This is a genomic window from Mycobacterium adipatum (genome assembly GCF_001644575.1).
Taxonomy (GTDB): domain Bacteria; phylum Actinomycetota; class Actinomycetes; order Mycobacteriales; family Mycobacteriaceae; genus Mycobacterium; species Mycobacterium adipatum.
The window spans coordinates 129,093-152,763 of record NZ_CP015596.1 but is presented as its reverse complement, the minus strand read 5'-3'; the positions used below and the strand labels follow the sequence as shown (position 1 = coordinate 152,763).

Below are 23,671 nucleotides of genomic sequence, written 5' to 3'. Positions count from 1 at the left end.
CTCCGGTCACCGTAAACGGGGAGCGACGGGCCGGGCAAGCTTTTGCATAGTGCAAAACATGCAGGTGTCAGGGTGCGCCGAGGCGTTCGGTGATGGCGTCCGCGGCCGCGCGGACACTGGCTCCGAGTACGAGCAGCTCCCGGCCCTTCCTGGGCTCGGCCATCGTCAGCACAGACAGCGCGGCGACCGGGTTGCCGCCGGGATCGAAGCAGGCCGCGCTGACCGACAGCGGCACGTAAGTCGCCGTCTCATCGATGTCCCCGAGCATCAGTTCGGGTGTCATGACGGGCCGCTGCCCACCGATCATCCGTTCGGTCCGCCGAGAGCCGTGCACCTCGCCGATCCCGAAATCCGTCATCTGCTGCATCTGCGCCTGCGGTGCCGGCGACAACTCCACCGAGAACCGGCGCGTCCGGATCAGCCGCAGGATCTGCCAGACCCGCACCGGGTCGTCGGGCTCGGGCTCGACCCGGCGCAGCCAGGTGTCGACGGTGTACTGGTTCGCCCACGCAGCGAGCACCGCCCCGAGTGGGGGCCCGAACTCGATGTGGTCACCAGCCTGCAAGGGCAGATGGCCGGTGTCGCTGCCGTCCGGGTACGTCAGATCCGCGATCACGAGGTCTTCCGAGGACGGGATGAACAGGCATGCCGGCACGCCGGTATCCGCGCTCAGGCTCAGCATCTCCGGGCGGGCGTAGGTGGCGATCTGCAGTGAGGCCCGGGCCGCGGAGCCGACGGACACCAGGCGTGGGCCCAGTCGGTAGGTCTTGCGGGTCCGATCCTTGACCAGCCAGCCCACCCGCGTCAGCTCGGTCAGCATCGGATAGCAGGTGGCGGGGTCCAGGTTGACCAGTCTTGCCAGTTCGGTGAGTTGGTACTCCCGCTGCGGATCAGCAGCCAGGTATTCGAGCATCTCGACCAGACGCTCGGTCTGCGGGGATCTGCGGGCCATGTCGAGGCGATCTTTGCACTAATCCCGCCATGGATCACCCACCGCCGCGGCGGAAAGCGGTGCGGCGCAGCAGAGTCACTCCTCCTGCGGATCCTTGCGGGAGGCGCGCAGCGAACCGGCGTGCGCCTTCGCCGACGGATCCTTTCGGGTCTTGGCCAGGCTGGCGACGGTGACGATCACCAGGATGCCGATGATCACCACCAAGCTGAGGTAGGTGTTGATCTCCGGGATCCGGGGGTCGATATCCACGTGTCCCCAGTGCAGGATCAGCTTCGCGCCGATGAAGGCAAGGATGATCGACAGGCCGGTCGACAGATACACCAGCCGGTCCAGCAAACCCTTCACCAGGAAGAACAGCGCCCGCAGTCCCAACAGTGCGAAAGCGTTTGCGGTGAAGACGATATAGGGCTCGCTGGTCACCCCGAAGACCGCCGGGATCGAATCGAGCGCGAACAACAGGTCCACGCTGCCGATGGCGATGAGCACCGCCAGCAGCGGGGTGGCCATCCGCCGACCGTCGCGGCGGGTCAGCAGCTTGCCGCCGTCGTAGTCATCGCTGATCGGCAGGATCTTGCGGGTGGCCCGGATCATGATGTTGTTCTCGACATCGGGATCTTCGTTGCGGTGCCGGAAGAGCTGTATCGCGGTGTAGATCAACAGCAGTCCGAAGATCAGGAACATGAACGAGAACAACGCCAGCAGGGTGGCGCCGAGCGCGATGAAGATGGCGCGCATGATCAGCGCCAGAATGATGCCGAACGTCAGCACCTTGTGCTGGTGCTGTTCGGGTACCGCGAATGTCGTCATGATGATCACGAAGACGAACAGGTTGTCGACCGACAGGCTCTTCTCGACGATGTAGCCGGCGAAGTACTGCGTGCCGAAGTCCCCGCCGTAGGTCACCGCGAACCACACACCGAACGCGATGGCCACCAGGATGTAGAACACCGACCACGCGGTGGCCTCGCGGAAACCCACCCGGTGCGGGCGGACCGCCGCCAGGATGAGGTCGACGGCCAAGAGGCCGACGATCACGGCGATCGTTACTCCCCACGTCACGGCACTTATCTCGAGCATGGCATCAGGGTAGCGACACAGAATGTTCGCTCTGCTAAGAATTTTTGGGGGGCGTCGTCCTCACGAGACCGCCATCCAGACACCGAGCGCCACCATCACGGCGGCGATCACCCCGTCCAGGACGCGCCACGTGGACGGTTTGGCGAACAGGCCGGCCAGTCGTCGGGCACCGAGTCCCAGACCGGTGAACCACAGGGCGCTCGCTGCGACCGCCCCGGCGCCGAAGAGCCAACGCTGCTCCCGATGCTCGTTGGCCAACGATCCGAGCAGGACGACGGTGTCGAGGTAGACATGCGGGTTCAGCCAGGTCAGTGCCGCGGCGGTGAGCAGCACCTCGACCAGCCGGGCCGGTGTCTCTTCCGATGGGTTGAGCGCCCCGGGTCGCAGTGCGCGCCGGGCGGCCAGCGCGCCGTAGCCGATCAAGAAGGCTGCGCCACCGATCTTCGCCACCGTCACCGCGGTGGGGTGTGTGGTGACAAGCGCCCCCACCCCGGCGATGCCGGCGGCGATGAGGATCAGGTCCGACACCGTGCACAACGCGATCACCGGGATCACATGCTCGCCGCGGATGCCCTGACGCAGGACGAAGGCATTCTGTGCGCCGATGGCGGCGATCAACGCCATGGTGGTGAGGAATCCGACGAGGACGGGTGAAGCCATGCGATCACGCTAGGTCGACGCGGCAGTCAAGTACAGCTAATGATTCTTACTTGTCATTAGCGCAATTAATGTCATGCGCAGGCCCGGGCTACTTGAGCATGCTGCCGGCATCTACCGTCACGGGAAGGCCTGTGACGTAACGTGATTCGTCGGAAGCCAGGAACAGCACGGCGTTGCTGATGTCGACGGGTTCCACCCAGCCGATCGGCAGCACGTGCATCATCTGGGCGACGACGGCCATATCGTCCGGTCCGGGGTTCTCCAGGTCTGGGCGGAACAGCCGCATGGTGCCCTCGTTCATGAACATCGGCGTGTTCACGTTGGTGGGGCAGACGGCATTGACCCGGATGCCATGCTGGCCCAGTTCCACTGCGAAGGTGCGCATGAGACCGATGACACCGTGCTTGGCGGCGATGTAGTGACCGGTGTGAGGGTAGGCCTTGAGGCCGCCGACCGAGCTGGTGAGCACGATCGATCCACCGTTGCCGCCGGAGAGCATGTGGGGGACAGCGGCTTTGACCGACTTCCAGACACCCGTGAGGTTGATGTCGATCATCTCGTCCCAATCGGCCTCGCTGGTCTTGTCCAACGTTTGGCCGCCGTTGCCGATACCGGCGTTGGCAACGATGATGTCGAGACGTCCGAGCTGTTCCACGCCGCTGTCCACGGCCGCCTTGAGGGCCTGGTAGTCCCGCACGTCGACCTCGGTGGTGACGATGCGCCGGTTCAGGGCCTTGACCAGCTCGGCGGTCTGCGCCAGATCGTCGGGCGTGGACGGTGCGATCTGGGCGTCCTCGCTGATCGGGGCGCAGATGTCGACCGCGATGATGTCGGCGCCTTCCTCGGCCAGCCGGACCGCGTGGCTGCGCCCCTGCCCGCGTGCCGCGCCTGTGACGAAAGCGACCTTGCCCTCGACCCGCCCTGTACCCATGTGGCCCTCGATTCTGTTCCATCGACCGAATTGGTTTGTCGATCGATCAGGGAGCCTGGCACCGATCGATGGGACTGTCAACAGCCTGGCGATGCGCGGAGCCCATGGGTCATTGACGAACCTTGCGCACCGTGATTAGGTGTGGCCAGTCCGTGTGTTTGGTCGATCGATCAAGTTAGGTGGATCCTGGTGCAGCGAGCTTTCGGAACATGACCGCGCGCAAGCGACTGTGGGTCGATCCGCGGCTGTGCGAGGGGCATGCGCTGTGCCTGGACACCGCGCCCGAGGTCTTCGGTCTGTCCGGCGATGACGTCGCCGAATGCGTCGCCGAGCCCGCCGAGGAACTTCTGGCCCAGGTCAGCGCCGCCATCGACGCCTGCCCACGCGGGGCGATCAGCCTCACCGATGACCCGAAAGGACAACCCGCCCCATGACCGATCTCGCCGCCGTGGACTTCTTCTCCGATCCGGCCGTGAGCCAGGATCCCTACGAATACTGGGATTACCTGCGGCAGCAGGGACCGGTGACCCGGGAGCCGCACTACGGTGTCGTCGCCGTCACCGGCTACCAGGAGGTGATGGCCGCCTTCAAGGACCATCAGTCGTTCTCCGCCGTCAATGCCATCGGCGGGCCGTTCCCACCGTTGCCGTTCACGCCCGAAGGCGATGACATCAGTGCCCAGATCGAGGCGCACCGGCACCTGTTCCCGATTTACGAGCACATGGTGGTGATGGATCCGCCCGCCCATGACAAGGCGCGTTCGCTGCTGAGCAAGCTGCTCACGCCGCGGCGGCTCAAGGAGAACGAAGAATACATGTGGAAGCTGGTGGACAGCTCCATCGACGCCATCATCGACAAGGGACGTTGTGAGTTCCTGACCGAGTACGCCAAGCCGTTCGCCACCTCGGCGATCATCGACCTGCTCGGGGTCCCTGTCGGGGACCGCCCGGAGTTCCTGGCCGCGCTGGGAGCCGAACGCCCGGAAGGCAATCGGGTGGGCGCCCTCGACGGCGAGCCGGTGGGTCTGGACCCGCTGCAGTACCTTGACGACAAGTTCGTCGGGTACCTCGCCGAACGGCGCCGGGCCCCCCAAGACGATGTGCTGTCCGGCATGGCGACCGCGGTGTACCCGGACGGATCGACGCCGGAACTGATCGAGGTGGCAAAGCCGGCCACCTTCCTGTTCGCCGCCGGACAGGAGACCGTCACCAAGTTGCTCAGCGCCGCGGTGCAAACGCTCGGCGACCGACCGGAATATCAGCAGATGCTCCGTGACAATCCGGGGCGCATTCCGACCTTCATCGAGGAGGCCCTGCGGATGCACTCCCCGACGAAGATCGACTTCCGGCTCGTGCGCAGGACCACCACACTCGGCGGCGTGCACCTGCCGGCAGGCACGATCGTCATGCTCTGCCTGGGGGCCGCGAACCGGGATCCGCTCAAGTTCGAGGATCCACATGAGTTCCGGCCCGACCGCAAGAACGTGCGTGAGCACATCGCGTTCGGGCGCGGCATCCACACCTGTGCCGGGGCGCCGCTGGCCCGTGTCGAAGGGCAGATCACCGTGCGCCGCATGCTTGAACGCATGAGCGACATTCGGATCGACGAGTCGGTGCACGGACCGGCCGGGCACCGCAGCTACACCTATGAGCCCACGTTCCTGCTGCGCGGGTTGACGCAACTGCGCATCGAGTACACCCGGTCGGCATGAGGGGCGCGTTGCGTACACACCGGGGCGCGAGCCAGTAGTTACCCGCTGTCGGCGTGTTGCGCACCGTCCGAGGAGGCGCCTCCCGATGCCCGGGCGAGCATGGCGAGTTGGGCATCGACGAAGGCGCGCATCTCGCGATGACCGAGCGTGACGCCGACCGCCTCCTCGTTGCACAGGCTGCGTGCGATCTGGGCGATGAGCATGGACACCGCCACCGGCGGGAACATGTCGAGGTCCACGCCGCCGGCACGCAACGCGACGGTGACGGCAGCGGTCTCGATATCGCGGACGCGTTCCGCGTACGCGCGAAGCTCAGTACGGATTGTCTTGCGATGGTTGGCAAGTGCCATGAATTCGGTGTTGAGGCCGGTCAGCCGGGAGTCGCTGTTCATCTCCCACAGCGCCCGCAGCGGGTCCGCGTCGGTCAGTGCGGCACGCATCCGCTCGAGCGAGGCATCGGCACCGGCGCGCAGCACCTCGACGAACAGGTCGTCCATGGTGGGGAAGTAGTAGTAGACGAGCGCCTGCTTGACACCTGCTTCCGCGGCCACCCGACGTGACGTGGCGGCCGCGTAACCCTCGTCCCGCATGAGCTTCGCAGTGGCCTCGATGAGCCGGAACCGGGCGCCCGTGTCGGGTGACTTCGGTGTGCGGGCGGCTGCCACTCAGTTGCCCCGCGCCAGCGGGTTGCGGTGCACCATATAGGGCATGGCGCATTCTAACAGTGCGGTCGGTCGATCGATCAGTCCTTGGTCGCGCCGCTCAGTCGAGACCGATGCGGATGGTCTTGGTCTGCAGGAATTCCAGCAGGCCTTCCCATCCGCCGGTGCGCCCGAAGCCACTCTGCTTGTATCCGCCGTACGGGCCCTGCGGCGAGATCCTACTGGTCGAATTGATCCATACCGAGCCGGATTCCAGTGCCCGAGACACCCGGTGCGCGCGCCGCAGGTCTCGGGTGTGGACGAACGCGTTCAATCCGTAGCGCGTGTCGTTGGCGGTTCGCACGGCCTGGTCGTCATCGGTGAACCTGCTGATCGAGACGACCGGGCCGAAGGTCTCGGTCTGCGCCAGCGGTGACGAGTTGTCCACATCCGCGAACACCGTGGGTTCGATGTAGAAGCCTTGCGCCAGTGGACCCCCCATCCTCTTGCCGCCGGTGAGGAGCTCACCGGCACCGGCGCTCACCGCAAGATCCACGGTGTCGAGAATGCGGGTGAGGGCGCTCTCGGAGATGACCGGTCCGAACCTGACCAACGGGTCGAACGGGTCGCCGGCCGGGGCGGAGTCGAGCACTGCGAGGAACTTCTCGACGAACGTGTCATAGACCGATGCATGTACGAGCAACCGACTTGCGCACGCGCAGCTCTGGCCCGATTGCATCAGCGGCCCTTGATGCGCCGACAGCATCGCCGCGCGGTCCAGGTCCGCATCGTCGAAGATGATGTTGCCCGACTTCCCGCCCAGTTCGGCGACCACCGGTGTCAGGTTCTCGGCCGCCGCGCGGATCACAGCGCGCGCGGTGGTTCCGCCACCGGTGAAGTGGACCTTGCGAATTCCCGGATGCCGCACGAGGGCGTCACCCCCCTCAGCGCCGGCGGGCAGGATGTTCACCAGACCGGGAGGCAGTCCGGCTTCCAGACACAACTCGCCGAAGCGCAGGGCGGCCAGGGGCGCCAGCTCGGAGGGCTTGAAGATAACGGCGTTCCCGGCGGCAAGCGCCGGTGCGACACAGGAACCGGCGACCGCCAGTGCGCCGTTCCACGGGGCGATTACCCCGACTACACCGTAGGGTTCCCGCTCGACGAGGTTGACGTCGAACGATCCACTTACCGGGGTGCTCGACCCGGCGATCTTGTCGGCGTAGCCGGCGAAATGGCGCAGGAAGCCCTCAAGCATGTGCGCGGTTCCGGCGAACGATATCGGTACCGCGTAGTCCTGCACGTTCAGCGTGGCAAGTTCGTCCAGGTGTTGGTGGACGGCGTCGGCGAGGTCGATCAGTCGGTCGCGACGCATATCGACTGTCTGCGCCATCCACTCGCGTTGGGCTGCGCGTGCGGCGTCGACGGCGCGGTCGACGTCGGCGGCACCGGCCATCGCGACGGTCGCATTCGGGAGTCCGGTTGCCGGAAAGATGTGCTCGTGCGTGTGCCCGGTCGAGGTGATCCGGTCCCCGCCGATCAACAGTCCGACTGGTGCACCGGTCATTGCGCTCCCCACTCGTGGGCGACCCGTTGTTTCTGTTCACCGATCACCTGATTGAGGTGCGAGCCCTTCGGCCATCCGTAGTAGGCCGCGAAGTGCAATGCCAACTCGTCCATCTCGTCGAAGGACACCTCACGGCTCTTCAGCGCTGCGTAGACGTGGCTGACGATGGGGTAGGGGGCGTCCTGAAACGCCACGCACGCGACGGTGATGAGGCGGCGTTCCTTCATGCCGAGTCCGGGTCGCAACCACATCTCGCCGAACACGAAGTTCAGGATCCCGGCGCCCTGGAACGGGTTGTCCCGATTCGGTGCGAACTCCAGGCAGTTGATGTCCTTGAAAGACCGCGCTCCCAGAGCCAGGCGGGTCTCCGGATCACTGGGCGTGGGCAGCGGCAGCAACGGTTGCGGGGGTGGGACTTGCTCACCGCGCTCGCGGTGAATGCGGGCCCATTGTTCGTCGACGATGATGTTGAAGCGGGAGGCTTTCGGCCACCCGGCGTACACCGCGAAATGCAGTACAGCCTCCTGCATTTCGACGATGCTCACGTCCCCGCTGTTCAGTGCGGCGTACACGTGATCGCGCAGCGGGGCCTCGGCGTCGGCGTCGGCCACACACGCCAGCGTGACGAATCTGCGGTCTCGGCGGCTCAGACCCGGCCGCTTCCAGACCTCGGCGAACACGAAGTCGAGCATGCTGGTGGTGGTGGGGTCCGTGTCCTCCGGCGCCGGAGTAGTCATCACCTCGGCGAATGCCTGCCGGCCGCGTTCCAGGCGGTCGGTATCGGTCAGCGTCACAAGCGTTTTCCTTCCGAGCGGCCGGTCATCTGATGGTGACTCCGGCATCGACCTTGAATTCCAGCCCGGTCACGTACCGCGCTTCGTCGGAGACCAGGAACAACACCGCATTGCTGATATCGATGGCCTCGGCCATCACGATGGGCAGCGCGTTCTGGAAGATCGGCCCCAGGTCGGCTCGCGTCTCCACCAGCAGGGTGTGCAGCGACGCCGGTTGCATGCCGGTCTCGACGCCGGTCGGATGGACGGTGTTGACCCGGACATTGACCGCCGCAAGCTCATTGGCCAGCGCCTTGCTCATGCCGACGACGCCGTGCTTGGCGGCGGTGTAGGGGGTGTGCAGCGGGCTGCCCTTGATGCCCGCCGCCGAGCTGATGTTGATCAGGCTGCCACCACGGTCGACCAGGTGCGGCAGGGCGGCGGCACACGTGTTCCAGACGCCGATCAGATTGACGTCCACCACGGTGCGCCACTGAGCGGATGTGGTGGTATCCCAGGTGCCCGCGGTGAGGACCCCGGCATTGGCCACCGATGCGTCCAGGCCGCCGAGTTCGGCCACCCCGGCATCGACCGCGGCCGCGAGGGCTTCCGCATCGCGGACATCGACAATGTGGGTGATCACCCGGCGGCCGAGTTCGGTGACCAGACGCGCGGTTTCAGTCAGATCAGCTGCGGTGGACAGCGGGTACTCCAGCTCGGGCAGCGAGGTGCAGATGTCGATCAGGATCAGATCGGCGCCCTCCTGCGCCAACCGCACCGCATGGCTGCGACCCATTCCGCGGGCCGCGCCGGTGATGAGTACGCGTTTGCCCGCGATCCGGCCGCTCATAGCTTGTTGCAGAAGCCGGCGTCGACCGGGAACGTGACCCCGGTGACGTATTTGGCTGCGTCGGAGACCAGGTACTGCACCGCGGCGCTGATGTCCTCGGGCTCCAGCAGGGAGACCGGCATCGGGTTCTGCAAGTGGGGTCCGCCGTCGGGGTAGTTCTCCAGGAAGGCCGTCATCGCCGGGTTCACCGCCATCATGGTGTTGACCGCGGTGGGATGTACGGTGTTGACCCGGATGCTGTACGGCGCAAGCGCGTTGGCCAAAGTCCGCATCAGGCCGACAACACCGTGCTTGGAAGCCGCGTAGCCCAGGCCGCCGCCCTGGGATCCACCGAAGCCCTTCAGTCCGGCGGTGGAGCTGGTGAACACGATCGCGCCGCCGCGCTCACCGGCGATCAGGTGCCCGATGGCGGCCTTGGCGGTGTGGAAGGAGCCGACGAGGTTGACATCGATCGCCGCCGACCACATGGCGAGGTCCTCTTCGATGCTTGTCTCGCGGAAGGCTGTCGGGGCGATACCCGCGTTGGCGCAGACGATGTCGAGTCGGCCGAATCGCGCCACGCCGTCGTCGACGGCCGCTCGCACCGCCTGGAAGTCCCGCACATCGGCCACGGTGCCGAGCATCGTGGCGCCGGCGGCTTCCACCAGTGCGATCGTCTCGTTCAGTTCGTCGCGGCTGGCCATCGGATATCCGTTGGCCGGGATGTCGGCGCAGATGTCGATACCGATGATGTCGGCGCCCTCGCCGGCCAGTCGTAGTGCGTGGCTTCGCCCCTGGCCGCGTGCCACGCCGGTGATGAAGGCGACCTTGCCGTCCAATGAGCCCATGAATCCTCGCTTCACTGCGTGAGTAACCGTGTTACATCCGGTACGGTAACCGAGTTACTGTGGACCGGCAAGGGGTGGCGATGGCGGAGATCGATGACCGGCTGCTCGCCGTCGTCGTGGAGATCCTGGAAACCGAAGGCTATGACGCGGTCCAGTTGCGCGAGGTCGCTCGGCGCGCGCAATCATCGCTGGCCACCATCTACAAGCGCTACGCGACCCGCGAAGACCTGATCCTGGCCGGGCTGGAGGCATGGCTGGATGAGCATCGCTACTCCGAGGTCAGGGCACATCGGCGGGCGCAGGGACAGTCGCTGCACGAAGCGTTGATGGACCTCTTCAGGACCATCTTCGAGCCCTGGGAGAAACACCCCGGCATGTTGACGGCCTACTTCCGGGCCCGATCCTCGCCGCGGGGCCAGCGTCTGCTGCACCGGGGCCTCAATATCGTGGCTCCGGCCGGTCTGGAGTTGATGGCCGACGTCGACGAGGACTTCGTCGCCGATCTCAACGATGTGCTCTCCAGCGTGGTCTACGGCCTACTGGGCCGATTCGTGGCCGGTGAGATCGAAACCACCGACATCCTGCCGACACTGGACCGTGCGGTGTACTGGCTCACCGCCGGCTACGAGTCGACCAAACAGGGCGGACGGGTCGAGTGACGCGGTGTGCCTCAGCCCAGCGGCCCATGCTGGGCTGAACCGATCCCCTGGGTCGCTGCGCTCCCGCCCGCCGATACCCTTGCGCGTGTGCCCGATGACCTCTGGACGGCTGCCACCCAGCACCCATTTCTCGACGCGGTGCGCGACGGCACCATCACCGACGAAGCCTTCGATCGATGGTTGTGCCAAGATGCGCTGTTCGTCGCCGACCTGTTGATCTTCCAGTCCCGGCTGCTGGCCCGCGCGCCGCGCCACGCCCAGGGCGCCATCGTCGGCGGGTGCGCCGCACTGGTCGCCGAACTGGACTGGTTCGAAGAGCAGGCCGCCCGACGTGGCATCGATCTCGACGTCCCGGCGCTGCCGACCACGCTGCGATACCGCCAACTGCTGCAACGCCTCGACGGTGAGCCCTACCCGGCCGCGGTCACCGCGCTGTGGGTCATCGAGCGGGTCTATCTGCTCGGCTGGACCTCGGCGATCTCACCGACCTCGCCGTTCGGCGAGTTCATCGAGCACTGGACGGTTCCGGACTTCGCGGCCTACGTGGACGCCCTCGAGGCCCTCGCCGCCCCGGACGCCCATCAGGGACTGGTCGATGAGGTGCTGCGTCTGGAAGTGGACTTCTGGAACATGGCCACCGAGGCTCGGGCATGACGCTGTCCGCTCAACTGTGGTCGGAGAACGCCGATCTCGTCGCCGACGTCCTGGCCAACCCTTTCGTCCGCGGCATCGGGGACGGAACCCTGGAGCGGGAGCTGTTCGCCGGCTACCTCGCCCAGGACGCCTTTTTCCTCGAATCCTTCGCCCGTGCATACGCTTTGGCGCTGGCGCGCAGTGACGACACCGCCACCCTGCTGGCCTTCGCCGATCTGCTGGCGGGTGTGCGTGAGGAGCTGGGACTGCACGCGGGATACGCCGCCTCCTGGGGCATCGATATGGCCGGTGTGAAACCGGCCGCGGCGACACTGGCCTACACCGAGTTCCTGCTCGCCACGGCGGCCACCGGCGGGCTGGGGGTGGTGTGTGCGGCGATGACCCCGTGCATGCGCCTCTACGCGCATATCGGCTCGACATTGGACGAAGCGAGCGCCGGTCCGTACGCCCAATGGGTACAGACCTACGCCGACCCCGGATTCGAGGAGGTCGCCGCGCTGTTGGAACGGCTGCTCGACCGACACGGGGAGGACAGCCCGGCCGTCCGGGACGCCTACCGTCGGGCGATGCGTCTGGAGTTGGCCTTCTTCACTGCCGCGCTAACGCCGTGATGATCGCGGCGTTGAACGCCGGTAGATCATCGGGGTTACGGCTGGTGATGAGGTTGCCGTCCACCACGACCTCCTCGTCGACGACGGTGGCTCCGGCGTTGCGGAGGTCGGTGCGCAGACTCGGGTAGGACGTCAGCGTCCGCCCCTTCGCCACACCCGCCTCGACCAGCGTCCAGGGACCGTGGCAGATGACCGCCACCGGGCGCCCGGAGTTGACGAACTCGCGGACGAAGCCGACGGCATCGCCATCGGAGCGCAGCTTGTCCGCGTTGACGGTGCCGCCGGGGACGATGAGTGCGTCGAACTCGTCGACCGTCGCGTCTTTGACCAGCCGTTGCACAGTGAAGCTGCCGGCCGGTTCCAGGTCGTGCTCGCGCGCGCTGATCTCGCCGGTCTGCAAGGACAGCAGTTCGGTGGTTCCGCCGGCCTCGTCGATCGCCCGGCGCGGCTCCGCGAGCTCCGCGCGTTCGACCCCGTCGGTGGCCAGGATGGCGATCTTCCGCGAGGTGAGGGTGTTGTCAGTCATCGAGGGGGGATTCCCGCGACCGCGGGTCAGCGAAACATCGCGCCGACCGTGCGGCGCCGAGGCGATAGGGTCGAAGCGAACCGGGGCGTGGACAGAAACGGAGCGGGTATGGCGGTGGCGAATGGCCTGTCTGCGCGCGAGACGAAGCGCCTGCAGACGCGGGAGCGCCTGATGGGTGCCGCGGTGGCCGAGTTCAAGCGCTCCGGGATGGCCGAGGCCGACGTCGCAGCGATCGTGGCCGCGGCCGGTGTCGCGCACGGCACCTTCTTCTTTCATTTCCCCACCAAGGAGCACGTTCTCCTCGAGCTGGAGAAGCGTGAAGAAGACCGGATGGCCAAGCAGTTCGGCCGCTATCTCGACAAAGGACACGATCTGGAATCGGCACTGACCGAAGCGGTCCGTCTGGTTCTGGGACTGGAGCGCCGGCTCGGTGACCTTCTCTTCAAAGACTTTCTGGCGCTGCATTTCTCGCAGACCCGTCCGGAATCGGAGGACGGCGGCGATCACTCGCTGGTGCTCTTGTTGGCTCAGCGCATCGAGCAGGCGAGGTCCAAAGGCGAAGTGGATCCCGATGTTCAGCCGATGAACAGTGCGGTGTTCTTCCTGTTGTGCCTCTACGCGCTGGCGATCACCACCAATGACCCGATGCGACGCGACCTGCTCGAGGATCTGGTCAAGCGCACCATGCGCAGCGTCGTCGTTGCGGGCTGAGCGCGCGACGGTCTCTCAGCGGCAGGGGTCTTGTCGGCGGGCGATTTGAATGACTAGAGTCAGTCACCATGCGTACGCCCGCCTCCTCGGCGACCCTGTCCTTCGACGAACACGCCGAGCAGTCGCGGCTGGCTCAACGCCAGGCGGACAAGTGGTTGATCAGCGGTAGCATCCTGATCGGCACTGCGGCACTGGGAATTTTCGGCCTCCCGCTGTTCCTGCGCGGGGTGTGGCTGCTGCGTCGCGCGCACCTCAACGGATTGTCGGTGCGCCCGATGATCGTCACCCTGATCGGGTACCTGGTCATCATCGACGCGGCCATCAACACCGTCGGATGGGCGCTGGACCTGATCGGCAGCCACACCCTGTTGGCGCGGGTGTTGCTCAACGGCTGGGGTCACATGTTCGACGCCGGATACTTCTGGCATTTCAACGAACTCTGGATCGGTGGTGCGGCGGGACCGGGCGAAAAAGCCATGGAAGTGGGAATGATCCTCACGGTATTCACCATGCGGATCGCCGCCGCGATCGGCTTCCTGCAGATGAAGCGCTGGGGTCAGCAGTGGATGATCGTCACCTGCTGGATGGGTGTGCTGATCTGGGTGCTGTACGTCTTCAACATGACGATGTTCGCCGATGTCCGGTTCGCGGGAACCATCTTCCCCGTCGTGGGTTGGTGGCTCTACGACATCTTCTACATCACCCCGTTCCTGGCGATTCCCTATCTACACACCGTCAATCGCGAGATCTTCACCGATTGACCTTGCCCGATCTCGTCAGGCGACGCGCGGTCATTCTATTGACTCAAGTCAGTAACTCCGATAGAAACAGAGCATCATGAGCCGAACGGTGCGCCGTTGTCCGCGTCAAACGGGCTCCTGTGCGGGCGCTTTCGCCGTTGTGGCCACCTCGACAAGGAGATTCCACCGTGGACTACCTGTGGGAAGTGCTGCGCTACGTCGCGGCGTGGGGCGGCACCGGCCTGGTCATCTGGTTCTGGTATTGGATGTTCTCCAATATCGGAACCTTCTGAGCGCGCGGCACTGATGGGCGACCTCGGCGACAGCACGGCGATGGCACTGGAACGTAGTTGCGCGCTGACCGCCGTCGCGCTGAGCGACCGGCGCAGAGCGGGTGCTCGGCTGGTCACCGGGGCGCACCGAGGCTTCGGCCTGAACTACTCGCGCACCGATGTGCACGTGCCGTTTCCGCCACGCGTCGCGGACTGGACCCGGCGCACGGTGACCTGCGGCATCGCCCTGCAATGCGCGGACTCCAAAGACCGGATCGGTGAGTATCGGGTCCACGAACTCACCGCCCGCGAGATACGTGCGCTCACCCTCGTCGAGGCCGGCGTGGCACTGGGCTGGGTCGCCGCGCGCTGGCCGGGGCTGATGGCGGAATTCGCACGTGCGCTGCCAGAACTGGCACCGGCGGACCCACACATGGACGCCCACACCATGATCAGCCGGGCCATCGAACTGGCCCGCACCTCGGAGACTCTCGGCGGTCATCCGCTGCTGGGCAGCCTGCCCGCGGTTTACACCACGCCCATCGGGCTGGCCGACAAGTTGCGTCGCCAGTTCGGCCGGATGCCGTGGACCACCACACAGAAGCGGATGCCGCGGCCCTATTCGGTGCCCGTCGGCGGCGACGGTGGAGTGCGCAACCCGAACCTGCCCCCGCCGAGCAGGCCGCAGGACAACGATATGGACGTCACACCCGAGCACCGCCCCGGCATCCCGTACCCGGAATGGAATGCCTGGGCGAAGCGGTTCCTGCCCGACCATGTGGCCGTCGTCGAGATCGCCCGCGACCGCCGGATCGGTGCGGCCACGACAATGTCTGCCGATCTGCGGAAGTGGTTCCAGGAGAACACCCACCGCGCCATGATCAACCGGTTGGAGGATGGCTCGGATATCGACATCGACTCCTACGTCCGTCATTACGTGGACCTGCGCACCGGCGAGGCAGGAGAGCCGCGGCTGTTCCGGGAACTACTGCCCAGCAACCGCGATGTGAGCACCGCACTGCTGCTGGACGGCAGCTCGTCACTGGGCGTGCATGGCGGCCGGGTCTTCCGGCTGGAGTTGGCCTGCGCCGACGCGCTGTCGCGGGCGATGACCCACGCCCGGGAACGGCACGGCATCTTCGTGTTCACCGGAAACACCCGGCACCGCGTGGAAGTGCGGTGCCTCAAGGATTTTCCGGAGGTACGCTTCGTGCCGCCCAGCGGGCTCGGGCTGACCACCGGCGGCTACACCCGCCTCGGTGCGCCCATCCGGCACCTGACCAGCCGGCTGCTGGCCCAGCCGGCGGAGCGCAGACTGCTCATCATCATCGGCGACGGCATGATCTCCGACGAAGGCTATGAAGGTCGCTACGCATGGTCGGACGCCGCGCACGCGGTGCAGGAGGCCAACGACGCCGGCGTCTCGGTCTACTACGTCGGTGTCGGTCCGACCCGGGTGGACCCGCTGCCCGAAGTGTTCGGACCCAGACGCTCGCAACGGATCCGGCGCGTCGAAGAATTGCCCCGCGTACTCGCCCATGTGCACAGGGAGTTGGTCACCACATGACGAATTACTTCGCCAACGGCAATGAGGTCCAGCTCTTCGAGCAGGCCTACACGCGCAAGATCCCGGTCATGCTCACCGGACCCACCGGTTGCGGCAAGACCCGCTTCGTCGAACACATGGGCTCGCTGCTGGGCAGGCCGGTGGTGACCATCAGCTGCCATGACGATCTGACCAGTTCCGACCTCGTCGGCCGGTTCATGGTCACCGGTGGCGATGTCGTCTGGACCGACGGGCCACTCACCCGAGCTGTCAAGGCCGGGGCCATCTGCTACCTCGATGAGGTGGTCGAAGCCCGGCACGACTCGCTGGCCATCCTGCACTCTCTCACCGATCACCGCCGCACCCTCTATCTGGACCGCGCCGACGAAGTCATCACCGCGCCCGACGAGTTCATGCTCGTCTGTTCCTATAACCCCGCGTACCGCAGCTCACTCAAGGAGCTCAAACCGTCCTTCCGACAGCGGTTCGCCACCGTGGCGATGCGCTATCTGCCACCCGAAAGAGAGGCCCAGGCCATCGTCGCAGAGACGGGCATCGACCCTGCCTGTGCGCAACGACTCGTGCGGTGCGCCATCGCGATCCGGACCGCCGAGGAGGCCTTTCACTTCGAGCCGCCCTCCACCCGGGTTCTCGTCACCGCCGCCCACTTCATCGCCGCCGGCGCCAACGAAGTGGAAGCCGCCGAAGCGTGCATCCTGGCGCCGCTGAGCACCGACGGCGCGATCAGTGAAGGTCTGCGTGAAATCGCGGCGGCCGGCCTACTGGCCGTCGACACACTCTAGGAGGGGAATTCGTCATGGTCGACCAGAAAGAGAAGAAGCGTAAGCGGGCGCTCATCGTGTTTCAGGTTGCCATCTACGGCTACCTGCTCACGATGTTCCTGATCCAGCTCTACATGTCTTTCGAACGGGGTTGGTGGTATCTGTGAGTGTGGCCGTCGGGGACTCCGTCGGCCTGGAGGACCACGGCGGGCAATCCCGACTTGCGCAGCGCCGCGCGGACAAATGGATGATCGTCGGCGCCGCCCTGATGGGAATGTGGGCGCCCGGACTGATCGGCTTCCCGATCTTCATGCGCGGGGTGTGGCTGCAGCGCCAGGCGCAGCGCGCCGGATTGTCGGTACGTCCGATGATCGTCACCCTGATCGGCTACCTGGCGCTCATCGACGGCATGCTCAACAGCCTGGGCTGGGCGCTGGACCTGGTCGCCAACCACACCCTGATCAACCGGGTACTGATGGTCGGCTGGGGGCACATGTTCGACGCCGGATACTTCTGGCATTACAACGAACTCTGGGTCGGCGGTGCCGCCGGACCCGGTGAGAAGTCCATGGTGTTCGGCATGATCATCACGGTCTTCGCCATGCGCTGCGCCGCCGCCATCGGCTTCCTGCAGATGAAACGCTGGGGCCACCAATGGATGATCGTCACCTGCTGGATGGGCGTGCTGATCTGGTGCATCTATGTGTTCAACATGACGATGTTCGCCGACGTCCGCTTCGCCGGCGTGATCTTCCCGGTCGTCGGCTGGTGGCTCTACGACATCTTCTACATCACCCCGTTCCTGGCGATCCCGTACCTACACACGGTGAACCGCGAAATCTTCACGGACTAGAAGGAGCATCATCGTGACAACCACCGAAGAGATCACCGAGGATCTGCCGCCGGGCACCACGCCCTACTACGCCCGGATGCACAAATGGATAAAGCGCGCCGTGTTGGTCTGCCTGGTCGCACTCGTACTGGAGGGCGCCTTCACGCTGCCCTTCATGGCGGTTTATTACGGCTACCCGACCCTGAGTCTGACCCAGATCTGCAGCGAACTGCTCAAGGTTCGGTACTCCGACGACACCCTGGAGTGCAAGTTCCCGTACCCGCCGCTCGGGCCGCCCGAGGGTGCCGAGGGTAAGGACACCGCCCGCGACATCTGGGGCATCCAGCCCATCCCGCAGTACGACCGGCTCGGCTTCCGAGAACTGGTCGACCGGTACGAGGCGCGGCAGGCCCGCCTTGCCGGACAGGGTGGCTGAGATGGCGCCCCCGCTGCGCGTCATTCAATGGGCCACAGGCAATGTCGGCAGCCTCGCCCTCGCCGCCGACCACGAACAACCCGACCTGGAACTCGTCGGCGCCCCGGTGTGCCACGAGGCCGGCACCATCCCCGCGGTCTGCGACGCCGAACCCGGTTGGGTGACTCATCTCGATCGCGGCGTGGTCCGCCCGCGCCGACTGGTCCGGCCATGACCGCTGCCGGGGAGCTCGGGCTGCCGCACGTCCGCTACGAAGATCTGCCGATGACGCGGGACCGCGGAGTGGGGTGGGCCGCGCTACGTGAGTTGGGTCCCGTCGTGTGGGGCGACGGCTGGTATTACCTCACCCACCGCGAGGATGTGCTCGACGCGCTGCGCAATCCCGCGGTGTTCTCCTCCGGTATCGCTTACGACGACATGATCAGCCCGGTCCCTTTGGTGCCACTGGGTTTCGATCCGCCGGAGCACACCCGGTACCGGCGCATCCTGCACCAATTCTTCAGCCCGCAGACCTTGAATGCACTGCTGCCGTCCCTGCAGGCACAGGCCGTCGACATCATCGACGGGATCGCAGAACAGGACACCTGCGAGGTGATGACCGAACTCGCCACGCCGTACCCGTCACAGGTGTTCCTCACGCTGTTCGGGCTGCCGCTGGAAGACCGAGACCGACTCGTCGGGTGGAAGGACGCCATCATCGCGTTCAGCCTCACCGATGACCCGTCCAGTGTGGACCTCACCCCCGCTGTCGAGATGTTCACCTACCTCACCGAAGCAGTTGCCCAGCAGCGAAATCAGCGCAGACCCGGAATCTTGTCGGATCTGCTGCATGCCGAGGAGCCGCTCACCGATGACGAAGCGGTCGGGCTGTCCATGGTGTTCGTGCTGGCCGGGCTGGACACGGTCACCTCGACCATCGGGGCGACAATGGCGGAACTCGCCCGAAGGCCGGAATTGCGTGCGGCGCTGCGGGACGACCCCGACGCGGTCGCGGTCTTCGTCGAGGAGATGATCCGGCTGGAACCGGCGGCCCCGATCGTCGGTCGCGTCACCACTGAGCCGGTGACCGTCGCCGGCGTCACGTTGCCCGCCGGGGCCGATGTCCGGCTGTGTATCGCTGCGATCAACCGTGACGGCAGCGACGAGCACTCGGTCAACGATTTCGTCCTGGACGGAAAGCTGCACAAGCACTGGGGTTTCGGCGGGGGACCGCACCGGTGTCTGGGATCGCACCTGGCCAGGATGGAACTCAAGCTCGTCGTCACCGAATGGCTGGCCCGCATCACGGATTTCCGGCTGGAACCCGGTTATGTCCCGGAGATCACCTGGCCGTCCCCGACGTGCACGCTGCCGCGGCTACCGCTGGTATTGGGCTGACCGTCGACTAGAACTGCACCCCGCGGGTCAGCGCCCCGTCGACCAGCAGGTTCGTCCCGGTGATGAAACTCGCTGCCGCACTGGACAGGAACACCACCGCGTTGGCCACCTCCTTCGGAGTAGCCATCCGGCCGGTGGGGTTGAGCGCGAGGGCCGTGGCGAACAGCTCGGGGTCGTTCTCTTCGATGGACGGCCACACACCGCCCGGAAAGTAGGTGTTGCCGGGGCTGACGGTGTTGGCGCGCACACCCTTTCCGGCCAGTCGGAACGCCAAACCCTGGGTGTAGTGGATGATCGCCGCCTTCATGGTGCCGTACGGCCCGGCCGCGAAGTCGATCTCGCGGCCGGAGACGCTGGAGATCGTCACGATCGACCCGGCGCCGGAGGCCTCCAGATACGGCAGCGCGGCGTCAACGAGACCCACCGTCCCCATCAGGTCGACCTCGAAGGTGGTGCGCCAGTTCTCCGGGGACTCCGGGATCGCCAGGGCACTGACATTGGCGACCACACCGTCGAGGCCGCCGAACGCCTCGGCGGTGGAGTTCACCCACGTCGCCAGTGTGGCGGTGGCGCCGACGTCGACCGCGGTACCCGATGCCGCACTTCCGAGTTCCTGCTGGGCCTGCGCCACCTCCTCGGAGGTGCGTGCGCAGAAGGCAACCTGGGCGCCCTCGGCGATCAGGCCCTCCACGACGGCCCGACCGATACCGCGGGTGCCGCCGGTGACTGCGAAGCGCTTTCCGGTGAGTCCGAGATCCATGAGTGCCTTCCTAATAGGTGATGGTGCCGAATGATGCGGCCGCCGAGCGGAGTTCGGTGTGCACACCGCCGTACGCGGGTGCCGCGGGCAGCAGGCGTTTGTCGATCTTGGTGACCGCGCTGTAGTTGGTGTCCACCACGTTGGCGATCGGTGCCAGCGAGATCTGGGTGAGCAACTGGTAGGCGTCGAGCCGGTCCAGCCCGTAGAGCTCGCCCAGCCAGGTGATCATCTCGACCTGCCCGGCCCGCCACGCCTCCTCCAGGGGGCGGCCGGATCCGATGCACATCAGATGCGTGTCGGTCTCCAGCCGGGGCCAGGCCGGTCCGCCGCCCTTGATCAACTCGATGATCACCGTGACGTTCATGGCGCCCTCGACCGCGGTGCCGCACGACTCGCCCTCACCCTGGCGGTAGTGGCCGTCGCCCAGGGAGAACAGCGCTCCGGGCACATTCACCCGCAGGTAGCAGGTGGCGCCGGCGGTCATCTCCGGGGTGTCCATGTTGCCGCCGAACACATCGGGCACCAGCGAGGTGCGGACCTCCCGGCGGGCGGGCGCGACCCCGACCGTGCCGAGCATCGGGTTCGCCGGCAGCGCCACCTCTAAATTGCTGCCCTTCGCGGCGAAACCGACCGTCTTGGTCGCCGAGTCGTATTCGTAGATCCAGGTCCGCTCGGGCAGCGGATCCTGCAGCGTCGGGCTGACCGGCACACTGGTCAGCCCGCCGAAGAACGGGATCAGGGTGGACGCGCCCCAGCCGCGGGCCGGGGTGAGATCGACCAGGTGCACGGCCAGCGTGTCGCCGGGTTCGGCGCCCTCGATCCAGAACGGTCCGGTCTGCGGGTTGAGGTCCTCGGTGTCCAGCGCGCTGCTGGCGATATCGTCGGCGCTGGTGATCCGGCCACCGTAGGCGTCCTCGGTCCACAACGTGAGCACCGTCGGGGCTTTGATCCGTAACACCGGCTCGGCGCCGCCGAAGGTGAACGCGAACTGTTCGGGCGACGGGACGAACGTGATGTGGTCCATCAAGTCATCCTTGTCGCATCGGCTCCCCGCCGCCACCCAAACTAGATCTGCCGCGGCACCAACCGCTGCAGCTGCGTGACGTGCCCCGGTTCCAGCTCGTCGAGCGAGGCGACACCGAGCAGCCGCATGGTGCGCGAGATCTGATCGGAGAGGATCGCGATCATCCGGTCCACGCCGGCTTCCCCGCCGGCCATCAGCCCGTACAGGTAGGCGCGGCCGACCAGGGTGAAGCGGGCACCCAACGCGATGGAGGCGACGATATCGGCGCCGGACATGATGCCGGTGTCCAGGATGATCTCGGTCCGGTCACCCACCGCCGGTGCGACCTGAGGCAGCAGGTGAAATGGAATGGGGGCCCGATCGAGCTGGCGTCCACCATGATTGGACAGCACGATACCGTCGACGCCGAGGTCGGTGACGGCGCGGGCGTCGGCGACCGTCTGAATGCCCTTGACCACCAGCTTGCCCGGCCACTGCGACTTGATCCAGGCCAGATCCTCGAAGGTGACGGTCGGGTCGAACATGGTGTCGAGCAGTTCGGCGACGGTGCCCGACCAACGGTCCAGCGAGGCGAAGGCCAGCGGTTCGGTGGTCAGGAAGTCGATCCACCACTGCGGCCGCGGCAGCGCATTGAGCACCGTCTTTGCCGTCAGCGCGGGCGGGATGGACATGCCGTTGCGCTTGTCGCGTAGCCGGGCCCCGGCCACCGGGACGTCGACGGTGACCAGCAGGGTGTCATAGCCGGCCGCGGCGGCCCGCTCGACCAGGGCCATCGAGCGGTCCCGGTCCTTCCACATGTAGAGCTGGAACCAGTTGCGTCCGTGCGGATTGGCGGCCTTGACGTCCTCGATGGACGCCGTGCCCATGGTGGACAACGAGAACGGGATGCCGGCGCGAGCGGCGGCCCGGGCACCCGCGTACTCACCCTCGGTCTGCATCATCCGGGTGAAACCGGTGGGTGCGATGCCGAACGGAAGCTCGGAGCGGCCGCCGAGAATCGTGCAGCTGGTGTCCACCTTGGACACGTCCCGCAGGATCGCCGGGTGGAACTCGATGTCCTGGAAGGCTTGCCGGGCCCGGGACAGCGAGAGCTCGGCTTCGGCGGAGCCGTCGGTGTAGTCGAACGCGGCCTTGGGGGTGCGGCGCTTGGCGATGGTGCGCAGGTCCTCGACGGTCAGCGCGGCGGCCAGGCGGCGGGTACGCGCATTCAGTTCCGGCTTCTTGAACTGCATCAGTGGGGCGAGGTCGGCGACCTTGGGGATGCGGCGTTTCATGGCCGAACCTCTTTCATTGTGCTGCCCTTTCCTGCCCCGACGGTACGCGAGATACTGGTGCGCCGGGTCCGGGGCGTGTATTGCTGCGGCGGGAATCGGGTGGCGACAAGGTGGCGCAGGGCCTCCAGGTCACCGTCGACGAGATGGTGGGCGCGGGCGCTGATCAGGACGTTGCCCAGCGCGGTGGCTTCGACCGGACCGGCCAGCACCGGCAACCCGGTGCGGTCCGCGGTGAGTTGGCACAGCAGCCGATTCTGCGACCCGCCGCCGACGATGTGCACGGTGCGCACCGGCGTGCCGGACAACTCGGCGGCGCGCTGCACACCGTCGGCGAACGCGGCGGCGAGGCTTTCCACGATGGCCCGCACGATTTCGGGGCGGGTCATCGGCACCTGCAGTCCGCGCTCGTCGTACCAGTCGCGGATGCGGCCCGGCATGTCGCCGGGAGCCAGGAAGCGCGGGTCGGCGGTGTCGAAGACATCGAACATCGGGCGCACCTCGCCGGCCTGGGCGAGCAGCTCCGACAGGTCGGCGCGATAGCCCTCCCGCTGGTACTGCCGCACGGTTTCGCTGAGCAGCCAGAGTCCCATCACGTTGTGCAGGTAGCGGATCCGGTCGTCGGCACCGACCTCGTTGGTGAAGTTCGCCTGCCTGCCCGCCTCGCTGATCACCGGTCCGGAGACCTCGACGCCGACCAAACACCATGTCCCGCAGGAGATGTAGGCCGCGGTATCGGAGTCCATCGGCACCGCCACCACCGCCGAGGCGGTGTCATGCGATGCGACGGTGGTGACCGTGGTGCGGGTCGACAGACCCAGTGGCGCCGCGACGCCGCCGAGCAGCGGTCCCAGCTCGGTGCCGGGTTCGGCCAGCGCCGGGAACAGGCCGGCGCGCAGCCCGACGCGGGCGGCCAGGTCATCGTCCCAGTACCCGGTGGTGTGCAGCAGGCCGGTGGTGGAGGCGTTGGTGCGTTCGGTCACCCGGCGGCCGGTCAGCCAGTATCCGATGAGATCGGGGATGAGCAGCGCACGGTCGGCCAGATCGATTCGCCCGGAAACCTTTTCGGCCGCCAGCTGGTAGATCGTGGTGAACGGCAGGAACTGCAGCCCGTTGCGGGCATACAGCTCGGCGGGGTCGATGCTGCGGTGCACCGCGGGCACACCGTCCTCGCAACGAGAGTCCCGGTAGTGGTAGGGCAGCGACAGCAGCGCGCCGTCACGCAGCAGTCCGTAGTCGACGGCCCAGGAGTCGACGCCGATGGTGATCAGGCGGTCCGAGCGCCGGCCGGCCTCTGCGAGCCCGGCGCAGGCCTCACGGTAGAGGCCTGGCACATCCCAGTGCAGCGCGGTGCGGTGCCCGTTCCACAGCTGCACGGGGTCGTTGGCGAACCGGGCGACCTGTTCGAGCTCGAGGCGGCCGGGGCCGATATCGGCGAGCATGACCCGGCCGCTGGTGGCGCCGAGATCGATGGCCGCGACCTG

The 23,671-nt window shown here is 66.5% G+C and carries 28 protein-coding genes; 14 read left to right on the top strand and 14 right to left on the bottom strand.

Annotated features, from left to right (window positions below):
* Nucleotides 1-67 precede the first annotated feature (67 nt).
* The 4 genes from A7U43_RS00760 to A7U43_RS00745 all read right to left on the bottom strand — a co-directional run bounded on the left by A7U43_RS00760 (nucleotide 68) and on the right by A7U43_RS00745 (nucleotide 3,620).
* A complete protein-coding gene (locus A7U43_RS00760) occupies nucleotides 68-952 on the bottom strand; it encodes an IclR family transcriptional regulator (RefSeq protein WP_067989950.1) in 885 nt (294 codons plus the stop codon).
* 75 nt (nucleotides 953-1,027) lie between these two features.
* A complete protein-coding gene (locus A7U43_RS00755; RefSeq protein ID WP_067989947.1) occupies nucleotides 1,028-2,029 on the bottom strand; it encodes a TerC family protein in 1,002 nt (333 codons plus the stop codon).
* Between the two features lie 60 nt (nucleotides 2,030-2,089).
* Nucleotides 2,090-2,689 carry an L-lysine exporter gene (lysE, locus tag A7U43_RS00750; protein WP_067989944.1) on the bottom strand — a complete coding sequence of 200 codons (600 nt, stop codon included), beginning with the start codon at nucleotides 2,687-2,689 and terminating at the stop codon, nucleotides 2,090-2,092.
* A gap of 88 nt (nucleotides 2,690-2,777) precedes the next feature.
* On the bottom strand, nucleotides 2,778-3,620 hold the full coding sequence (locus tag A7U43_RS00745; RefSeq protein WP_067989942.1) for a mycofactocin-coupled SDR family oxidoreductase: 843 nt from the start codon (nucleotides 3,618-3,620) through the stop codon (nucleotides 2,778-2,780).
* 209 nt (nucleotides 3,621-3,829) lie between these two features.
* Here A7U43_RS00745 and A7U43_RS00740 point away from each other — a divergent pair, with 209 nt between their 5' ends.
* Together A7U43_RS00740 and A7U43_RS00735 are read left to right on the top strand one after the other, a co-directional pair.
* Entirely contained in the window at nucleotides 3,830-4,054 is a 225-nt protein-coding gene (locus A7U43_RS00740; protein ID WP_067989939.1) for a ferredoxin, read from the top strand.
* Nucleotides 4,051-5,331 (top strand): cytochrome P450, encoded by a 1,281-nt coding sequence (locus A7U43_RS00735; RefSeq protein WP_067989936.1) that lies wholly within the window; start codon nucleotides 4,051-4,053, stop codon nucleotides 5,329-5,331. The genes A7U43_RS00740 and A7U43_RS00735 overlap by 4 nt, the downstream gene beginning before the upstream one ends.
* A 38-nt stretch (nucleotides 5,332-5,369) precedes the next feature.
* Here A7U43_RS00735 and A7U43_RS00730 read toward each other — a convergent pair whose 3' ends face one another.
* The 5 genes from A7U43_RS00730 to A7U43_RS00710 all read right to left on the bottom strand — a co-directional run bounded on the left by A7U43_RS00730 (nucleotide 5,370) and on the right by A7U43_RS00710 (nucleotide 9,986).
* Entirely contained in the window at nucleotides 5,370-5,996 is a 627-nt protein-coding gene (locus A7U43_RS00730; RefSeq protein ID WP_067989933.1) for a TetR/AcrR family transcriptional regulator, read from the bottom strand.
* A 97-nt stretch (nucleotides 5,997-6,093) separates the two neighbouring features.
* A complete protein-coding gene (locus A7U43_RS00725) occupies nucleotides 6,094-7,536 on the bottom strand; it encodes an aldehyde dehydrogenase family protein (RefSeq protein WP_067989930.1) in 1,443 nt (480 codons plus the stop codon).
* Nucleotides 7,533-8,273, bottom strand: a complete 741-nt coding sequence (locus tag A7U43_RS00720) for a carboxymuconolactone decarboxylase family protein (RefSeq protein ID WP_231963752.1) — start codon at nucleotides 8,271-8,273, stop codon at nucleotides 7,533-7,535. Before A7U43_RS00720 ends, A7U43_RS00725 begins: the two co-directional genes overlap by 4 nt.
* Nucleotides 8,274-8,355: 82 nt before the next feature.
* Nucleotides 8,356-9,159: a mycofactocin-coupled SDR family oxidoreductase gene (locus tag A7U43_RS00715; protein WP_067989925.1), complete on the bottom strand. Its 804-nt coding sequence runs from the start codon at nucleotides 9,157-9,159 to the stop codon at nucleotides 8,356-8,358.
* Nucleotides 9,156-9,986 (bottom strand): mycofactocin-coupled SDR family oxidoreductase, encoded by an 831-nt coding sequence (locus tag A7U43_RS00710; protein WP_067989922.1) that lies wholly within the window; start codon nucleotides 9,984-9,986, stop codon nucleotides 9,156-9,158. Before A7U43_RS00710 ends, A7U43_RS00715 begins: the two co-directional genes overlap by 4 nt.
* A gap of 80 nt (nucleotides 9,987-10,066) precedes the next feature.
* Here A7U43_RS00710 and A7U43_RS00705 point away from each other — a divergent pair, with 80 nt between their 5' ends.
* From A7U43_RS00705 to A7U43_RS00695, 3 genes are all read left to right on the top strand, one after another.
* Complete coding sequence (locus tag A7U43_RS00705; RefSeq protein ID WP_068001650.1) at nucleotides 10,067-10,645, top strand: TetR/AcrR family transcriptional regulator; 579 nt, start codon at nucleotides 10,067-10,069, stop codon at nucleotides 10,643-10,645.
* Between the two features lie 87 nt (nucleotides 10,646-10,732).
* On the top strand, nucleotides 10,733-11,299 hold the full coding sequence (locus A7U43_RS00700) for a thiaminase II/PqqC family protein (RefSeq protein WP_067989918.1): 567 nt from the start codon (nucleotides 10,733-10,735) through the stop codon (nucleotides 11,297-11,299).
* Nucleotides 11,296-11,910 (top strand): TenA family protein, encoded by a 615-nt coding sequence (locus tag A7U43_RS00695; protein ID WP_067989916.1) that lies wholly within the window; start codon nucleotides 11,296-11,298, stop codon nucleotides 11,908-11,910. Before A7U43_RS00700 ends, A7U43_RS00695 begins: the two co-directional genes overlap by 4 nt.
* Here A7U43_RS00695 and A7U43_RS00690 read toward each other — a convergent pair.
* Nucleotides 11,888-12,436, bottom strand: a complete 549-nt coding sequence (locus A7U43_RS00690) for a type 1 glutamine amidotransferase domain-containing protein (RefSeq protein WP_067989914.1) — start codon at nucleotides 12,434-12,436, stop codon at nucleotides 11,888-11,890. The genes A7U43_RS00695 and A7U43_RS00690 overlap by 23 nt on opposite strands.
* Before the next feature lie 108 nt (nucleotides 12,437-12,544).
* On the opposite strand from A7U43_RS00690, the gene A7U43_RS00685 reads away from it, so the two are divergent.
* From A7U43_RS00685 to A7U43_RS00650, 9 genes are all read left to right on the top strand, one after another.
* Entirely contained in the window at nucleotides 12,545-13,147 is a 603-nt protein-coding gene (locus tag A7U43_RS00685; protein ID WP_067989912.1) for a TetR/AcrR family transcriptional regulator, read from the top strand.
* A 68-nt stretch (nucleotides 13,148-13,215) separates the two neighbouring features.
* A complete protein-coding gene (locus A7U43_RS00680; RefSeq protein WP_067989909.1) occupies nucleotides 13,216-13,908 on the top strand; it encodes a hypothetical protein in 693 nt (230 codons plus the stop codon).
* 285 nt (nucleotides 13,909-14,193) lie between these two features.
* Nucleotides 14,194-15,726, top strand: a complete 1,533-nt coding sequence (locus A7U43_RS00675; RefSeq protein ID WP_067989907.1) for a nitric oxide reductase activation protein NorD — start codon at nucleotides 14,194-14,196, stop codon at nucleotides 15,724-15,726.
* On the top strand, nucleotides 15,723-16,508 hold the full coding sequence (locus A7U43_RS00670) for a CbbQ/NirQ/NorQ/GpvN family protein (protein WP_067989905.1): 786 nt from the start codon (nucleotides 15,723-15,725) through the stop codon (nucleotides 16,506-16,508). Before A7U43_RS00675 ends, A7U43_RS00670 begins: the two co-directional genes overlap by 4 nt.
* Nucleotides 16,509-16,522: 14 nt before the next feature.
* Complete coding sequence (locus A7U43_RS30525; protein ID WP_257747830.1) at nucleotides 16,523-16,654, top strand: hypothetical protein; 132 nt, start codon at nucleotides 16,523-16,525, stop codon at nucleotides 16,652-16,654.
* Nucleotides 16,651-17,340 (top strand): hypothetical protein, encoded by a 690-nt coding sequence (locus A7U43_RS00665; RefSeq protein ID WP_411289556.1) that lies wholly within the window; start codon nucleotides 16,651-16,653, stop codon nucleotides 17,338-17,340. The genes A7U43_RS30525 and A7U43_RS00665 overlap by 4 nt, the downstream gene beginning before the upstream one ends.
* A 13-nt stretch (nucleotides 17,341-17,353) precedes the next feature.
* Complete coding sequence (locus tag A7U43_RS00660; RefSeq protein ID WP_067989901.1) at nucleotides 17,354-17,755, top strand: hypothetical protein; 402 nt, start codon at nucleotides 17,354-17,356, stop codon at nucleotides 17,753-17,755.
* A 1-nt stretch (nucleotide 17,756) separates the two neighbouring features.
* The gene (locus A7U43_RS00655; protein ID WP_156525801.1) at nucleotides 17,757-17,969 is read left to right on the top strand and encodes a hypothetical protein; all 213 of its coding nucleotides are present in this window, start codon (nucleotides 17,757-17,759) and stop codon (nucleotides 17,967-17,969) included.
* The gene (locus A7U43_RS00650; protein WP_067989896.1) at nucleotides 17,966-19,132 is read left to right on the top strand and encodes a cytochrome P450; all 1,167 of its coding nucleotides are present in this window, start codon (nucleotides 17,966-17,968) and stop codon (nucleotides 19,130-19,132) included. The genes A7U43_RS00655 and A7U43_RS00650 overlap by 4 nt, the downstream gene beginning before the upstream one ends.
* Before the next feature lie 7 nt (nucleotides 19,133-19,139).
* Here the strand turns inward: A7U43_RS00650 and A7U43_RS00645 are convergent, their stop codons facing one another.
* From A7U43_RS00645 to A7U43_RS00630, 4 genes are read right to left on the bottom strand one after another with little or no spacing between them, the layout of a single operon-like run.
* Entirely contained in the window at nucleotides 19,140-19,892 is a 753-nt protein-coding gene (locus A7U43_RS00645; RefSeq protein ID WP_067989893.1) for an SDR family NAD(P)-dependent oxidoreductase, read from the bottom strand.
* A 10-nt stretch (nucleotides 19,893-19,902) separates the two neighbouring features.
* Nucleotides 19,903-20,916, bottom strand: coding sequence for an acetamidase/formamidase family protein (locus A7U43_RS00640; RefSeq protein WP_067989891.1), 1,014 nt, complete (start codon nucleotides 20,914-20,916; stop codon nucleotides 19,903-19,905).
* Between the two features lie 41 nt (nucleotides 20,917-20,957).
* A complete protein-coding gene (locus tag A7U43_RS00635; protein WP_067989889.1) occupies nucleotides 20,958-22,190 on the bottom strand; it encodes an alpha-hydroxy acid oxidase in 1,233 nt (410 codons plus the stop codon).
* A complete protein-coding gene (locus tag A7U43_RS00630; RefSeq protein WP_156526050.1) occupies nucleotides 22,187-23,629 on the bottom strand; it encodes a rhamnulokinase in 1,443 nt (480 codons plus the stop codon). Before A7U43_RS00630 ends, A7U43_RS00635 begins: the two co-directional genes overlap by 4 nt.
* Between the last annotated feature and the right edge of the window lie 42 nt (nucleotides 23,630-23,671).

What these genes read in the sequence shown, in the direction of transcription:
- A7U43_RS00760 (WP_067989950.1), bottom strand. Translation starts at nt 952, where the DNA reads ATGGCCCGCAGATCCCCGCAGACCGAGCGTCTGGTCGAGATGCTCGAA.
- A7U43_RS00755 (WP_067989947.1), bottom strand. Translation starts at nt 2,029, where the DNA reads ATGCTCGAGATAAGTGCCGTGACGTGGGGAGTAACGATCGCCGTGATC.
- lysE (WP_067989944.1), bottom strand. Translation starts at nt 2,689, where the DNA reads ATGGCTTCACCCGTCCTCGTCGGATTCCTCACCACCATGGCGTTGATC.
- A7U43_RS00745 (WP_067989942.1), bottom strand. Translation starts at nt 3,620, where the DNA reads ATGGGTACAGGGCGGGTCGAGGGCAAGGTCGCTTTCGTCACAGGCGCG.
- A7U43_RS00740 (WP_067989939.1), top strand. Translation starts at nt 3,830, where the DNA reads ATGACCGCGCGCAAGCGACTGTGGGTCGATCCGCGGCTGTGCGAGGGG.
- A7U43_RS00735 (WP_067989936.1), top strand. Translation starts at nt 4,051, where the DNA reads ATGACCGATCTCGCCGCCGTGGACTTCTTCTCCGATCCGGCCGTGAGC.
- A7U43_RS00725 (WP_067989930.1), bottom strand. Translation starts at nt 7,536, where the DNA reads ATGACCGGTGCACCAGTCGGACTGTTGATCGGCGGGGACCGGATCACC.
- A7U43_RS00720 (WP_231963752.1), bottom strand. Translation starts at nt 8,273, where the DNA reads ATGACTACTCCGGCGCCGGAGGACACGGACCCCACCACCACCAGCATG.
- A7U43_RS00715 (WP_067989925.1), bottom strand. Translation starts at nt 9,159, where the DNA reads ATGAGCGGCCGGATCGCGGGCAAACGCGTACTCATCACCGGCGCGGCC.
- A7U43_RS00710 (WP_067989922.1), bottom strand. Translation starts at nt 9,986, where the DNA reads ATGGGCTCATTGGACGGCAAGGTCGCCTTCATCACCGGCGTGGCACGC.
- A7U43_RS00705 (WP_068001650.1), top strand. Translation starts at nt 10,067, where the DNA reads ATGGCGGAGATCGATGACCGGCTGCTCGCCGTCGTCGTGGAGATCCTG.
- A7U43_RS00695 (WP_067989916.1), top strand. Translation starts at nt 11,296, where the DNA reads ATGACGCTGTCCGCTCAACTGTGGTCGGAGAACGCCGATCTCGTCGCC.
- A7U43_RS00690 (WP_067989914.1), bottom strand. Translation starts at nt 12,436, where the DNA reads ATGACTGACAACACCCTCACCTCGCGGAAGATCGCCATCCTGGCCACC.
- A7U43_RS00685 (WP_067989912.1), top strand. Translation starts at nt 12,545, where the DNA reads ATGGCGGTGGCGAATGGCCTGTCTGCGCGCGAGACGAAGCGCCTGCAG.
- A7U43_RS00680 (WP_067989909.1), top strand. Translation starts at nt 13,216, where the DNA reads ATGCGTACGCCCGCCTCCTCGGCGACCCTGTCCTTCGACGAACACGCC.
- A7U43_RS00675 (WP_067989907.1), top strand. Translation starts at nt 14,194, where the DNA reads ATGGGCGACCTCGGCGACAGCACGGCGATGGCACTGGAACGTAGTTGC.
- A7U43_RS00670 (WP_067989905.1), top strand. Translation starts at nt 15,723, where the DNA reads ATGACGAATTACTTCGCCAACGGCAATGAGGTCCAGCTCTTCGAGCAG.
- A7U43_RS30525 (WP_257747830.1), top strand. Translation starts at nt 16,523, where the DNA reads ATGGTCGACCAGAAAGAGAAGAAGCGTAAGCGGGCGCTCATCGTGTTT.
- A7U43_RS00655 (WP_156525801.1), top strand. Translation starts at nt 17,757, where the DNA reads ATGGCGCCCCCGCTGCGCGTCATTCAATGGGCCACAGGCAATGTCGGC.
- A7U43_RS00650 (WP_067989896.1), top strand. Translation starts at nt 17,966, where the DNA reads ATGACCGCTGCCGGGGAGCTCGGGCTGCCGCACGTCCGCTACGAAGAT.
- A7U43_RS00645 (WP_067989893.1), bottom strand. Translation starts at nt 19,892, where the DNA reads ATGGATCTCGGACTCACCGGAAAGCGCTTCGCAGTCACCGGCGGCACC.
- A7U43_RS00640 (WP_067989891.1), bottom strand. Translation starts at nt 20,916, where the DNA reads ATGGACCACATCACGTTCGTCCCGTCGCCCGAACAGTTCGCGTTCACC.
- A7U43_RS00635 (WP_067989889.1), bottom strand. Translation starts at nt 22,190, where the DNA reads ATGAAACGCCGCATCCCCAAGGTCGCCGACCTCGCCCCACTGATGCAG.
- A7U43_RS00630 (WP_156526050.1), bottom strand. Translation starts at nt 23,629, where the DNA reads ATGCTCGCCGATATCGGCCCCGGCCGCCTCGAGCTCGAACAGGTCGCC.